Genomic DNA, 12145 nt, shown 5'->3' on the forward strand with positions numbered 1-12145 from the left:
AGGTGCCTACCTGCCTGCGTTCCTGGTTCGGGCGCCGCCGCCGCCGAGGCGGGTGCGGGGGCGGGGGCGGAGGAGGAGTGCCGCCCCCGCGAGGACGAAGGCCAGGGCGGCGAGGGCCGGGAGCGCGACGGCGTGCGGGGTGGAGCCCGTGGCCGCGAGGGTCGAGCCGTCGCCCGCGCCGGAACCCGGTGTCGGCGAAGGGGAGGGGCCGGGAGGCGGAGCCGGCGTCGGTGTCGGGGTCGGTGAAACCGCGGCGGTGACGTCGAGGTCGGCCTGGGCGCGGAGGGCGGAGCCCGAGCCCCGGAGAGTGAGGGGCGCCGTGCCGACCGGGGTGACGGCGGGCACGGTGGCCGAGAGCGATGCGGTGCCGGAGCTGTCGGCGATGGTGGCGGCGATCGCCGTGTCGCCGAGGGTGACGACGACCCCTTCGCCCGGGCGGTAGCCCGTCGCCGCCAGCGGGATGCGCGAACCTTGCTCGGCGGCGGGCGGGGCATCGAGCGGCACCGGCGACTGGGCAGCGAGTGCCTCCGCACAGGCATCGCCCTGGAGGCCGTAGGGAAGGGTCGAGGGGTCACCGTCGACGACGGGAACCGCCGTGTCGCGCAGCAGCACGTTGTCGAAACCCGCACCCACGACCCCGGCGCCCGTCACGAGTCCGAGGCTGGTGCCGAAGCCCGAGCGGCGCCCCGCATCGGGCCGTCGCGAGCCGAGCGGAACGTCGACGGCGGCGCACCGCTCGCCCGCTGCGATGGTGAACGGCAGCGCGTGCATGTCTTGGGGGGCGGTGTAGTGGGTGAGCCAGCCGCTCACGGGGTCGGTGGTCGGCGCGGCGAGCACGACGGCGACGCGCGCCGACTCCACCGAAGCGTCGACGTCGACGGCGCCGTGCACCACCGAGAGCGCCGTGCGCGGCACGACGGCGGCCTCGCCGATCGACGGAGCCGTGACGAACGCGAGGTCGGAGAGCAGCACCGCGCCCGTGCCCACCCCGGTGAACAAGACCGACTCCACCCGGCTCAGGTCGACGCCCTGCAGTGCCGAGACCGGGATGCGCAGGTCTTGGTAGAGCATCTTCGGCAGTGCCGCGCTGGAGCCCGGCAGCCGGGTGAGTGCCGCGCCGTACTCGGCGGCGTCGACGGTGGCCGACCCGCCCGCCGTGTCGACCACGGTGACCGTGAGCGACACCGAGTCGGAGATCGTCTCGTCGGGCATCGCCCGCACCGTGAGGAATTCGGCGCTCGACGTGTCGAGCGCCCCGCCCGGAACGTCGACGACGAGCGTCGACGGTTCCGCGCGGCCCGCGGGCTCGGTCGAGTACTGGAAGTGCACCGACGTCGTCGTCGGGATGCGGGCGCCGTAGAGCGAGTCGGCGAACTCGCCCGCCTGCTCGGGGCGCACGTTGCCGGTGAGGCAGAACGGCAGCGACGAGGGATCGGCGATGTTCTCGGTGCTCTGGCAGTACGACGACACCCCGCGTCCGGTGGTGGTCACCTCGACGGCCGGGTCGGCGAAGGTGTTCACGTCGAGACGGGCCGACGAGGGGTAGACGGCGGTGACGCGCACATCGGCGCGACCGATCGACGCGGGCCGCGCATCCGAGCCGTCGAACTGGCCGAGGAATGCCGTCTCGTCGCCCAGGGTGAGCCGGAAGAAGCCGGCCACGTAGGCGGTGCCCACCGCGTACTGCTCCTCACGGCTGAGGCGAGAGGGGGCTGTCGAGCCGCAGGTGGGGTCGTCGGGCCCGAGCATCGGGTTCGTGTCCCAGTCGTCGCCCGACTCGAGGTACTCGGGCGAGGACCACACCGTGTTGAAGGCGTTGTGGTTCGCCCCCATCACGAGCACCGACGATCGCAGCACGTCGTCGCCGAAGGCGTGCCGCGAGTCGTTGATGTAATGCTGACCCTGCAGGTCGGTGAGGTCGCCGTCGCAGTAGGGCAGCACCACCGCCGTGGGCACGTCGGGCAGGGCGGTGCGGGTGAAGTCGGTGGGGGCGAGGGGGAGCACCGAGGCGATGCCGAAGGGGCCGCCCGGGGCGCCGACGAGCGTCGAGGCGTTGAGCACGGCTGCGCGCACGACCCCGTCGCCCCCGCGCGAGTGCCCCATGAGCCCCACCCGGTCGAGGTCGAGGCGCCCGACGAGTGCCGAGCCGATGCCCTCGACGGGGCCGGCATCGGCGGCGCGGAGCAGCGCGAGGTGGTCGAGCACGAGGTGGCCCCGCGCATCCGTCCCCTGGTCCGACCCGTGCATCCCGTTGAGGCGGTTGATGGCGTTGGCAGAGATCGACACCACGGCGTAGCCGTTCGAGGCGAGCGCCTCGGCGGGGCCGTCGTAGCCGAGGTAGCTCGGGATCTCGGTCTCTCCCTCGGCGCACGGCCACACCGGAGGCGCCTGGTCGTCGTCGGTGGCGCACGCGATGTGCTGACCGTGGAGGAGGATCGCGACGGGCAGTTCGCCGGCGAGCCCCTCAGGCAGGTAGACGGCGGCGCGCATCTCCCCGCGGGCGCCGTCGAACCCGTAGATCTCCTCGGCCTCGTCGCCGAGGTCGTAGTCGGCGCGCTCGACCGTGTAGGGGCCCGCGGTTCCAGGGTCGAGGTCGAGCCAGGGAGCGGCCGACGGCACGCTGCCGGATGCTGCGGGCCCGTCGCCGAGACCTCCGTCGTCTCGCGTGGCCGCGTCGCGGGCCGGGTCGCCCTCCCCGCTCCAGCCCACGAGCACCTGGCCTGCCGTGAGCACCGCCTCGTCGGGGGTGACCACGCTGAGCGAGGTGCCGTCGGCGGAGAGCACGGCGGCGCCGAGCGCCACCCCGTCTGCCCAGAGCACCGGAACGGCGGAGCGGTCGGGGAGCTCGCTGACGGTCTTGGTGACGCGGTAGCCCGATCCGTCGGCGAGTGCCTCGACCGTCCAGTCGGCGCCCGTGGCCACCGGAGCGGCCGGCGCGGAGGTGCCCGCGGCCGGGGTGCCCGCCGCAGGCGAGGAGCCCGCCGCAGGCGAGCCCGCTGTCGGCGAGCCCGCTGCCGATGCCGCCGAAGCCGCGACCGGCGCCCCCGTGAGCGCGAACGAGCAGAGTACAGCGAGAGCGCCCGTGAGCACCCGACGATCGAACCGAGTCATTGTTCCCCCTGGGCACGACAGTACAAGACGAGCGTGAGCCACCACGACCCGACGACACGGCAGTGGTACGATCGGCAGGTGCTGTTCGGTCGCCTTCTCCTTCGCTGCCGCGACGAGTCCTAGTTCTCAGGCCTCCCTCGTCGCGGAGTTCGTCGTTGGCTGACCCACTTACTCTCCGAAGGACACGCGAATCATGAGCACTCCCGCGAGCACCCGACCCCGCACCCTGGCCGAGAAGGTCTGGGACGACCACCTCGTGGTCAAGGGCGAAGACGGCAGCCCCGACCTCATCTACATCGACCTGCACCTGGTGCACGAGGTGACGAGCCCCCAGGCCTTCGACGGCCTGCGCGCCGAGGGCCGCCCCCTCCGCCGCCTCGACCTCACCATCGCCACCGAAGACCACAACACCCCGACGCTCGCCATCGACAAGCCGATCGCCGACCTCACGAGCCGCACCCAGATCGACACGCTGCGGAAGAACGCGCAGGAGTTCGGGGTGCGCCTGCACTCGCTCGGCGACGTCGAGCAGGGCATCGTGCACGTCGTCGGCCCGCAGCTCGGCCTCACCATGCCGGGCATCACGGTGGTGTGCGGCGACAGCCACACCTCCACCCACGGCGCGTTCGGCGCGATGGCGTTCGGCATCGGCACCAGCGAGGTCGAGCACGTGATGGCCACGCAGACGCTGCCGCTGAAGCGCTTCAAGACGATGGCCATCACCGTCGAGGGCACGCTGAAGCCGGGTGTCACCGCGAAAGACATCATCCTCGCCGTGATCGCCAAGATCGGCACGGGTGGCGGCCAGGGCTACGTGCTGGAGTACCGCGGCAGCGCCATCCGTTCGCTGTCGATGGACGGCCGCATGACCATCTGCAACATGTCGATCGAGGCGGGCGCCCGCGCCGGCATGGTCGCCCCCGACCAGACCACCTTCGACTACCTCGAGGGCCGCCCGCACGCTCCACAGGGCCAGGACTGGGACGACGCGGTCGCCTACTGGAAGACCCTCCCCACCGACGAGGGCGCCGTCTTCGACGCCGAGGTCTTCATCGACGCGGATGCGCTGGAGCCGTTCGTGACCTGGGGCACCAACCCGGGTCAGGGCGTCTCGCTCAGCGACGTCGTGCCGAACCCGGCCGACATCGACGACCCGAACGAGCGCGCCAGCGCCGAGCGGGCCCTGGAGTACATGGACCTGAAGGCCGGCACCCCGCTCAAGGAGGTGGCCGTCGACGCCGTGTTCATGGGCTCGTGCACGAACAGCCGCATCGAAGACCTGCGCGCCTTCGCGAGCATTATCAAGGGCCGCAAGAAGGCCGAGAACGTGCGCGTGATGGTGGTTCCGGGCAGCGCCCGCGTGCGCATCGAGGCCGAGGCCGAGGGCATCGACAAGATCGTCGAGGAGTTCGGCGCCGAGTGGCGCTTCGCCGGCTGCTCCATGTGTCTCGGCATGAACCCCGACCAGCTCGCTCCGGGTGAGCGCTGCGCCAGCACGTCGAACCGCAACTTCGAGGGCCGCCAGGGCAAGGGCGGCCGCACCCACCTGGTCTCGCCCGTGGTCGCCGCGGCGACCGCCATCCGGGGCACGCTCTCGGGCGTCGCCGACCTCGACGAGACAGCGGATGCGCAGCGCGAGATGGTAGGAGCCTGATACCCATGGACAAGATCGACATCATCACCGGGGTTGCCGTTCCGCTGAAGCGCGCGAACGTCGACACCGATCAGATCATCCCCGCCGTCTACCTCAAGCGCGTCACCAAGACGGGCTTCGAAGACGCTCTGTTCGCCGCCTGGCGCAGCGACCCCGAGTTCGTGCTGAACCAGCCCGCCTACCAGAACGCCCGCGTGCTGGTGGCCGGCCCCGACTTCGGCACCGGCTCGAGCCGCGAGCACGCCGTCTGGGCGCTCCGCGACTACGGCTTCCAGGCGGTGCTCGCCCCGCGCTTCGCCGACATCTTCCGCGGCAACTCCGGCAAGCAGGGTCTGCTCGCCGCCCAGGTCGACGAAGACGACGTCGAGAGGCTCTGGGCGGCCATCGAGGCGCAGCCCGGTGTCGAGATCACCGTCGACCTGATCGAGCGAACCGCCGCCATCGGCGACCTCTCAGTCTCCTTCGCGATCGACGATTACACTCGGTGGAGGTTGCTCGAGGGTCTTGACGACATCGGGCTGACTCTCCGCAACGAGGCGGCCATCACGGAATTCGAGAGCCGCCGCGAGAGTTGGCGACCTAGAACACTTCCGGTGAAGTAATCGAATCGGTCGAACAAGCGACAGAAGTCAGTGCAGGTGATCCAGTGAACAGTCTCGTCCAGGATGCGCGGAAGGCAGCCGAACGCGTCGGATTGACATCCGACACGATCGTCATCAACGGCGGCCGTCCGCTCCGCGGAACGATCGACGTGCGTGGGGCGAAGAACCTCGTCACCAAGGCGATGGTGGCCTCCCTGCTCGGTGACACCACGTCGACCCTGCGAGACGTTCCCGACATCAGCGATGTTCACGTGGTGGCGAGCCTGCTCGAGATCCACGGGGTGAAGATCACGGGCAGCGCCGCCACCGGCGTGCTGCAGCTCGACCCCGAGAACGTGGCGAGCGCGAAGAGCGCCGAGATCGACGCGCTCTCGGGTTCGAGCCGCATCCCCATCCTGTTCTGCGGGCCGCTTCTGCACCGCCTCGGTCACGCGTTCATCCCCGACCTCGGCGGCTGCCGCATCGGCGACCGGCCCATCGACTTCCACCTCGACGCGCTCCGCGCCTTCGGTGCCGTGGTCGACAAGCTCCCGAGCGGCATCAACATCACTGCTCCGAACGGGCTGCGCGGCGCGAACATCGAGCTGCCCTACCCGAGCGTCGGCGCCACCGAGCAGGTGCTGCTGACGGGTGTGCGCGCGATGGGCACCACCGAGCTGAAGAACGCGGCCATCGAGCCCGAGATCATGGATCTCATCGCCGTGCTGCAGAAGATGGGCGCCATCATCTCGGTGGAGCCGAACCGCACGATCTTCATCGAGGGCGTCGAGACGCTGAACGGCTTCAACCACCGTGCGCTGTTCGACCGCAACGAGGCGGCATCCTGGGCCTCGGCGGCGCTCGCCACCGGCGGCTCGATCTTCACCACCGGCGCCAAGCAGTCGGAGATGATGACCTTCCTCAACGTCTTCCGCAAGATCGGTGGCGCCTTCGACATCGAAGAAGACGGCATCCGCTTCTACCACCCCGGTGGTGACCTGAAGCCGGTCGTCATCGAGACCGACGTGCACCCCGGCTTCATGACCGACTGGCAGCAGCCGCTCATCGTCGCCCTCACCCAGGCTCATGGCACCTCGATCGTGCACGAGACGGTGTACGAGAATCGCTTCGGTTTCACGGATGCGCTCATCAAGATGGGTGCGAACATCGAGGTGCACAAGGAGGGGCTCGCCGACCCGAACCGCCGGGTTCCCCGCCGCCCGCTCGAGCAGGCGGCGGTCATCACCGGGCCCACGAAGCTCCACGGCACCGAGCTCGAGGTTCCCGACCTGCGCGGCGGCTTCAGTCACCTCATCGCCGCGCTCGTGGCAGAGGGCCGCTCCGAGATCTCGAACGTGGGTCTGATCGCCCGCGGCTACGGCGACTTCGTGGGCAAGCTCGAGAAACTGGGCGCCGACTTCTCGTTCCTCCGGTGACGGCGGCGGTGTCTCCGGAGCCTGTGCCGAAGCGCCGTCGTCACGAGCGCACGGTGGCGTTCACCATGCTCGAGGCCCTCGTGGTGCCGTTCCTCAACGTCATCGCGAAGCTCGACATCCGTGGTGGGGAGCGCATCCCGGCCACGGGCCCGTTCGTGCTGAGCCCGAACCACTACAGCAACATCGACCCCGTCATCATGGCGTGGGCGGTGTGGAAGCTGGGGCGGGCGCCGCGTTTCCTCGCGAAGGCGTCGTTGTTCAAGGTCCCCGTCGTGGGTTTCGCGCTGCGCCGCAGCGGGCAGATCCCGGTCGACCGCGCGGGGTCGGGCCGGGGCAACGCTCCGATCGCCGCCGCCAACGACCTCGTGGAGCACGAGAAGGGCGTCATCGTCTACCCCGAGGGCACGCTCACCCGCGACCCCGACATGTGGCCGATGCGCGGCAAGACGGGGGCGGTGAGGCTCGCGCTCGAGCACGGCGTGCCGCTCATCCCGGCGGCGCACTGGGGCACCCAGGAGGTGCTGCCGCGCTACTCGAAGAAGCTCAGCGTGTTCCCGCGCAAGCGCATCGAGATATCCTTCGGCGAACCGGTCGACCTCGACGACCTGCGCGGGCAGCCCATCACCCAGAAGGTGCTCGTCGAGGGCACCGACCGGGTGATGGCGGCGATCACCGCCCTGCTCGAGGAGCTCCGCGGCGAGACGGCCCCTGCCGAGCGCTGGAACCCGGTGGCGCACAACCAGACCGAGTACGGCCGGCTCGAGGAGCGCGAGCAGTGAGCCGCGCCTCCCGGGGGCACGCGCCGGCGCCGCGCCCCCGCGTCACGGTGCTGGGGGCGGGCAGCTGGGGCACCACCTTCGCGAAGGTGGTGGCCGACGGCGGTTCCGACGTCACCCTGTGGGCCCGCCGCCCCGAGCTCGCGAAGGAGATCCGCGAGGCCAAGCGCAACAGCGACTACCTGCCGGGCGTCAACCTGCCCGCCTCGGTCACCGCCACCTCCGACGTGGCGGCGGCACTCGACGGCGCGCAGTACGTGTTCGTCTCGGTGCCGAGCCAGTCGCTGCGGGGCAACCTCGGCGACATCCGTTCCGCCCTGCCGCCCCAGGCGCCCATCACGAGCCTCATGAAGGGCGTCGAGAAGAGCACCGGCCTCCGTATGAGCGAGGTGCTCGAGACCGTGCTCGAGATCGACCCGGCGCGCATCGCCGTCGCCTCAGGGCCGAACCTCGCCCTCGAGATCGCGAAGGAGCAGCCCACCGCGGCGGTCGTGGCCTCCACGAGCCTCGAGACCGCGGAGAAGGTGGCGACGATCGCCACCAACCGGTACTTCAGGTCGTACGTGAACACCGACGTCATCGGCACCGAGTTCGGGGGCGTGCTGAAGAACCTCATCGCGGTGGCCATCGGCATCGTCGACGGCGTCGGCTACGGCGAGAACACCAAAGCGTCGATCATCACGCGGGGACTTGTCGAGATGACCGATTTCGCCGTGGCCTACGGCGGGCATCCGGAGACACTCTCCGGCCTCGCCGGGCTCGGCGACCTCATCGCCACGAGCGGATCGTCGCTCAGCCGCAACAACACCGCAGGGCGCCTGCTCGGCCAGGGCTACAGCTTCGCCGACGTGGTGAAGTCGATGCAGCAGACGGCGGAGGGGCTCGCCTCGGTGGCGCCGGTGCTCGCGCTCGCCGAGGCCCAGGGCGTCGACATGCCCATCTGCCGTCAGGTGAGCCAGGTGCTGGCCGGTACGCTCGATCCGAAAGACATTGCCCCCCACCTGACGACCGACGACGACTCGGCGCCGCAGGGCGAAAGGACTCTCGATGCCAGGCAAGACCAGGGTGGTGGTGCTCTTCGGAGGTCGCTCCAGCGAGCACTCGATCAGCTGCGCCACGGCGGGCGGGGTTCTCGAGGCGATCGATAGCGACCGCTTCGAGGTCGTGCCGGTGGGCATCACCCGCGACGGGGCGTTCGTGCTCGAAGACGCCGACCCGGCGAAGTTCCGGCTCGACGTCGAGGCCCTGCCCGAAGTCGTCGACAACGGCACCCGGGTGCACTGGCCCGAGTCGACCAGGTCGCGCGAGCTGACCGTGCGGGAGGCCGACGGCGCCGAACGCTCGCTCGGCGACATCGATGTGGTGTTCCCCATCCTGCACGGCCCGTTCGGCGAAGACGGCACCGTGCAGGGGCTGCTCGAGCTCATCGGCCTGCCCTATGTGGGTTCGGGCGTGCTCGCGTCGGCGCTCGGCATGGACAAGCACTTCACCAAGACCGTGCTCGAGAAGGCCGGCATCGCGGTGGCGCCGTGGCGCACCGTGACGGCGCGCGAGTGGGCCGCGGCTCCGGATGCGGTGGTCGCCTCGGCGGGGGCGCTCGGCTATCCGGTGTTCGTGAAGCCCGCCAGGGCCGGCTCGTCGGTGGGCGTGAGCAAGGTCTCGGCCCCCGAGGGTCTCGCCGCGGCGATCGAGGTGGCGCTGCGGGAGGACTCCCGGGTGCTCATCGAGCAGGCGGTCGTGGGCCGCGAGGTCGAGTGCGCCGTGCTCGGCGGGCGGGGCGGCGGGTCGCCGCGGGTGTCGGTGGCGGGCGAGATCGTCATGACCACGCGCGAGTTCTACGACTTCGAGGCGAAGTACCTCGGGGCGGCCGGGGTCGAACTGGTGTGCCCTGCCGCGCTCGAGCCGCACGAGCTCGCCGAGATGCAGTCGCTCGCCGCCCGCGCCTTCGCCGCCATCGACGGAGCCGGGCTCGCGCGGGTCGACTTCTTCCTCACGCCCACGGGCTTCGTGGTGAACGAGATCAACACGATGCCGGGGTTCACGCCCATCTCGATGTTCCCGAAGTGCTGGATCGCCTCGGGGGTGTCGTACCCGGAGCTCATCGAGGAGCTCATCGCGCTGGCGCTGGAAGGCTAGGGCGCGGGGGTCTCGCTCGGCGCGGGGGACTCGCTCGGCGCGGGGGTCTCGCTCGGTGCGGGCGTCTCGGTGCCGAGCACGTCGTCGGCGTTGAGGCAGGCCGTGGTCTGCGGGATGGCGGCGACGGCGGCCTCCAGGTCGACGAGGGCACTGGTGCCCGAGACCGCGTTCGAGTCGACGACGACCTGCACGGCGGGGGTACGACCGTAGGTGGTGAAGACGTAGGTGGGGGCTTCGGAGTCGTCGCGGATCCAGTCGACACCGTTCACGTTGTCGCACGGCAGCGTGGTGGGGCCGTAGGGCTCGACACCGCAGCGCAGCAGCACCGAGGCCGGGTCGCCCCAGGCGCCGGTCGCCTGTGCGTCGGTCTCGCGGCGCTCGGCATCCGCCGCCGTGTCGGGAAGGCGCACGATGACGTCGGCGCAGGCGGGGTCGGTGGCGTCGGGAGCGGGCTCCAATGCCACGGCGGCCGAGCACCCGGTGAGGAGGGCTGCGGCGGCGAGCGCGCTGGTGGCGAGCGACGCGGCGCGGAGGGCCGTGCGGCGCCGGCCACGAGGACGGGCGGCGGTGGAGCGGGAGGTGGAGCGTTCGGGCGAGGACATCGCTGTTCAGGCTACCGTTGTGAGGTGCTCCCCGACTCCGGTTTCGCTGCGAACGACGGCCCCGACGACTCCGAGACCGGCCGGGGCGACGCGCGCGTCGACGACTCCGAGACGCTCGAGGCGGTGGGGGAGGGCGAGACGCTGCGCCGCATCTTCCCCCGACTGCCGCACGCCGAGGCCGAGTTGCTCGGCCCGGGTGACGACGCCGCGGTGGTGGCGGCGCCCGACGGCAGGTTCGTCGTGACGACCGACATGATGATCCACGGGCCCGACTTCAGGTCGGCGTGGTCGACCCCGCACGACCTCGGCTGGAAGGCCGCGATGACGAACCTCTCCGACGTCGCCGCCATGGGCGCGAAGCCGACGGCGCTCGTGGTGGCGATCGCCGCGCCGCTCGAGACCCCGGTGTCGACGCTGCTCGGCATCGCCGACGGGCTGCGCGACGCCTGCGCGCTGGCCGCTCCCGGCTGCGGAGTCGTGGGAGGCGACCTCTCCGTGTCGTCGACCCTCACCCTCGCGGTCACCGCCTTCGGCGACCTCGACGGCCGCGCTCCGGTCACCCGGTCGGGAGCCGGCATCGGCGACGTGCTCGCCGTGGCAGGGGACCTCGGCCGGGCGGGCGCGGGGTTGTGGCTGCTGTTCCGCGACGGCGTCTCGGAGCGAGACGGTTCGCTCGTTCCCGACGAGGTGAGGGCTCGTGCGGCGCACGCGGCGCATCCGCAGCTCGTCGAGGCCCAGCTCGCCCCGGTGTCGCCGATCGGCCTGGGGGTGCAGGCAGCCCTCGCGGGGGCGACGGCGATGCTCGACGTCTCCGACGGGCTCGTGCTCGACGCGCGGCGGCTCGCGGTGGCGAGCGGATGCACGGTGCGGCTCGACCCCGCAGCCGTCGCCCGCGAGGCGAGGGCCCTGAACGACCTCGACGCCGTGGTCTCCGACCACGCTTCGCACTTCGTGCTGGCGGGCGGAGAAGACCACGCACTGCTCGCGACCTTCCCTCCGGGGGTCGACCTGCCGCACGGGTTCCGTCGGCTGGGCGAGATCGGGGAGCGGCTCGGTTCGCCCGAGCCGGTGCTCGTCGGCGACACGCCGTACTCGTCGATCGGCGGCTGGGACCCCTACGCGGGGTGGGACGGCGCCGCCGGCTGAGCCGTGCATCCGGCGCGCCGAGGTGGTGGGGTCAACCGGCGGGTGAGGCCCACCAGAGCACGGTCTCGCCGTAGGCCTTCGTGCGGTCGAGTGCGAGACCGCCGGGCCAGCGGGGCTCGGGTGAGCGGCTGCTGCGTTCGACCAGCACGACGGCGTCGGGGTCGAGCAGAGGCACCAGCAGCTCGAGGTCGGCGGCAAGCTCGGTCTCGTCGAGCTCGTAGGGCGGGTCGAGGAAGACGACGTCGAACCCGGCGCCCGGCACCACCGGCAGGCCGCGCAGGAACTGCTGCACCGCTTGGGCGGCGACGACCACTCTGGCCGGGGGAGCATCCGCTGCCGCTGCGCCGGTTGAGCGCACGGCGCGCTCGACGGTCGCGGCGTTCTGCCGCGCGACGCGCGCAGCGCCCGCGTTGCGCTCCACCAGTGTGACCGACGCGGCACCGCGGCTGAGGGCCTCGAGCCCGAGAGCGCCGGATCCGGCGTAGAGGTCGAGCACGCGCAGCCCGTCGAGGCCGCCGCGCGCGTCGAGCGCCGAGAAGATCGCCTCGCGCACGCGGTCGCTGGTGGGTCGGGTTCCCGAGCGGGGCACGGAGAGGGTGAGGGAGCCTGCGGCCCCTCCGATGATGCGAGTCACGTGGAGCACCCTATCCTCCGACCGTCATCACCCTCGACCTCCGGCACCGCCCGGCTGTCGGCGGCCGCG

General features: G+C 71.5%; 10 protein-coding genes. 7 read left to right on the plus strand and 3 right to left on the minus strand.

What is annotated here, in order from left to right; translation table 11 throughout:
- Positions 1–6: 6 nt before the first annotated feature.
- Complete coding sequence (locus ABFY20_RS06830) at positions 7–3111, minus strand: hypothetical protein (RefSeq protein WP_368499190.1); 3105 nt, start codon at positions 3109–3111, stop codon at positions 7–9.
- A 193-nt stretch (positions 3112–3304) separates the two neighbouring features.
- Between ABFY20_RS06830 and leuC the strand changes: the two genes are divergently transcribed.
- The 6 genes from leuC (at position 3305) to ABFY20_RS06860 (ending at position 9694) form a co-directional block, all read left to right on the plus strand.
- The gene (gene leuC, locus ABFY20_RS06835) at positions 3305–4765 is read left to right on the plus strand and encodes a 3-isopropylmalate dehydratase large subunit (protein ID WP_368499191.1); all 1461 of its coding nucleotides are present in this window, start codon (positions 3305–3307) and stop codon (positions 4763–4765) included.
- 5 nt (positions 4766–4770) lie between these two features.
- Positions 4771–5367, plus strand: coding sequence for a 3-isopropylmalate dehydratase small subunit (leuD, locus tag ABFY20_RS06840; protein ID WP_368499192.1), 597 nt, complete (start codon positions 4771–4773; stop codon positions 5365–5367).
- 44 nt (positions 5368–5411) lie between these two features.
- On the plus strand, positions 5412–6782 hold the full coding sequence (gene murA, locus ABFY20_RS06845; protein ID WP_368499193.1) for a UDP-N-acetylglucosamine 1-carboxyvinyltransferase: 1371 nt from the start codon (positions 5412–5414) through the stop codon (positions 6780–6782).
- Positions 6783–6847: 65 nt separating this feature from the next.
- Positions 6848–7561, plus strand: coding sequence for a lysophospholipid acyltransferase family protein (locus ABFY20_RS06850; RefSeq protein WP_368499743.1), 714 nt, complete (start codon positions 6848–6850; stop codon positions 7559–7561).
- Entirely contained in the window at positions 7558–8706 is a 1149-nt protein-coding gene (locus ABFY20_RS06855; protein ID WP_368499194.1) for an NAD(P)H-dependent glycerol-3-phosphate dehydrogenase, read from the plus strand. Before ABFY20_RS06850 ends, ABFY20_RS06855 begins: the two co-directional genes overlap by 4 nt.
- Positions 8606–9694 carry a D-alanine--D-alanine ligase family protein gene (locus tag ABFY20_RS06860; RefSeq protein ID WP_368499195.1) on the plus strand — a complete coding sequence of 363 codons (1089 nt, stop codon included), beginning with the start codon at positions 8606–8608 and terminating at the stop codon, positions 9692–9694. The genes ABFY20_RS06855 and ABFY20_RS06860 overlap by 101 nt, the downstream gene beginning before the upstream one ends.
- On the opposite strand, the gene ABFY20_RS06865 is transcribed toward ABFY20_RS06860, so the two are convergent.
- Positions 9691–10296 (minus strand): DUF3515 family protein, encoded by a 606-nt coding sequence (locus ABFY20_RS06865; RefSeq protein WP_368499196.1) that lies wholly within the window; start codon positions 10294–10296, stop codon positions 9691–9693. The genes ABFY20_RS06860 and ABFY20_RS06865 overlap by 4 nt on opposite strands.
- Positions 10297–10320: 24 nt before the next feature.
- On the opposite strand from ABFY20_RS06865, the gene ABFY20_RS06870 reads away from it, so the two are divergent.
- Positions 10321–11442 carry a thiamine-phosphate kinase gene (locus ABFY20_RS06870; RefSeq protein WP_368499197.1) on the plus strand — a complete coding sequence of 374 codons (1122 nt, stop codon included), beginning with the start codon at positions 10321–10323 and terminating at the stop codon, positions 11440–11442.
- 31 nt (positions 11443–11473) lie between these two features.
- Here ABFY20_RS06870 and rsmD read toward each other — a convergent pair whose 3' ends face one another.
- Positions 11474–12076, minus strand: a complete 603-nt coding sequence (rsmD, locus tag ABFY20_RS06875; protein ID WP_368499198.1) for a 16S rRNA (guanine(966)-N(2))-methyltransferase RsmD — start codon at positions 12074–12076, stop codon at positions 11474–11476.
- Between the last annotated feature and the right edge of the window lie 69 nt (positions 12077–12145).

The sequence above is a fragment of the Herbiconiux sp. A18JL235 genome, assembly GCF_040939305.1.
Taxonomy (GTDB): domain Bacteria; phylum Actinomycetota; class Actinomycetes; order Actinomycetales; family Microbacteriaceae; genus Herbiconiux.

What these genes read in the sequence shown, in the direction of transcription:
- ABFY20_RS06830 (WP_368499190.1), bottom strand. Translation starts at nt 3,111, where the DNA reads ATGACTCGGTTCGATCGTCGGGTGCTCACGGGCGCTCTCGCTGTACTC.
- leuC (WP_368499191.1), top strand. Translation starts at nt 3,305, where the DNA reads ATGAGCACTCCCGCGAGCACCCGACCCCGCACCCTGGCCGAGAAGGTC.
- leuD (WP_368499192.1), top strand. Translation starts at nt 4,771, where the DNA reads ATGGACAAGATCGACATCATCACCGGGGTTGCCGTTCCGCTGAAGCGC.
- ABFY20_RS06850 (WP_368499743.1), top strand. Translation starts at nt 6,848, where the DNA reads ATGCTCGAGGCCCTCGTGGTGCCGTTCCTCAACGTCATCGCGAAGCTC.
- ABFY20_RS06860 (WP_368499195.1), top strand. Translation starts at nt 8,606, where the DNA reads ATGCCAGGCAAGACCAGGGTGGTGGTGCTCTTCGGAGGTCGCTCCAGC.
- ABFY20_RS06865 (WP_368499196.1), bottom strand. Translation starts at nt 10,296, where the DNA reads ATGTCCTCGCCCGAACGCTCCACCTCCCGCTCCACCGCCGCCCGTCCT.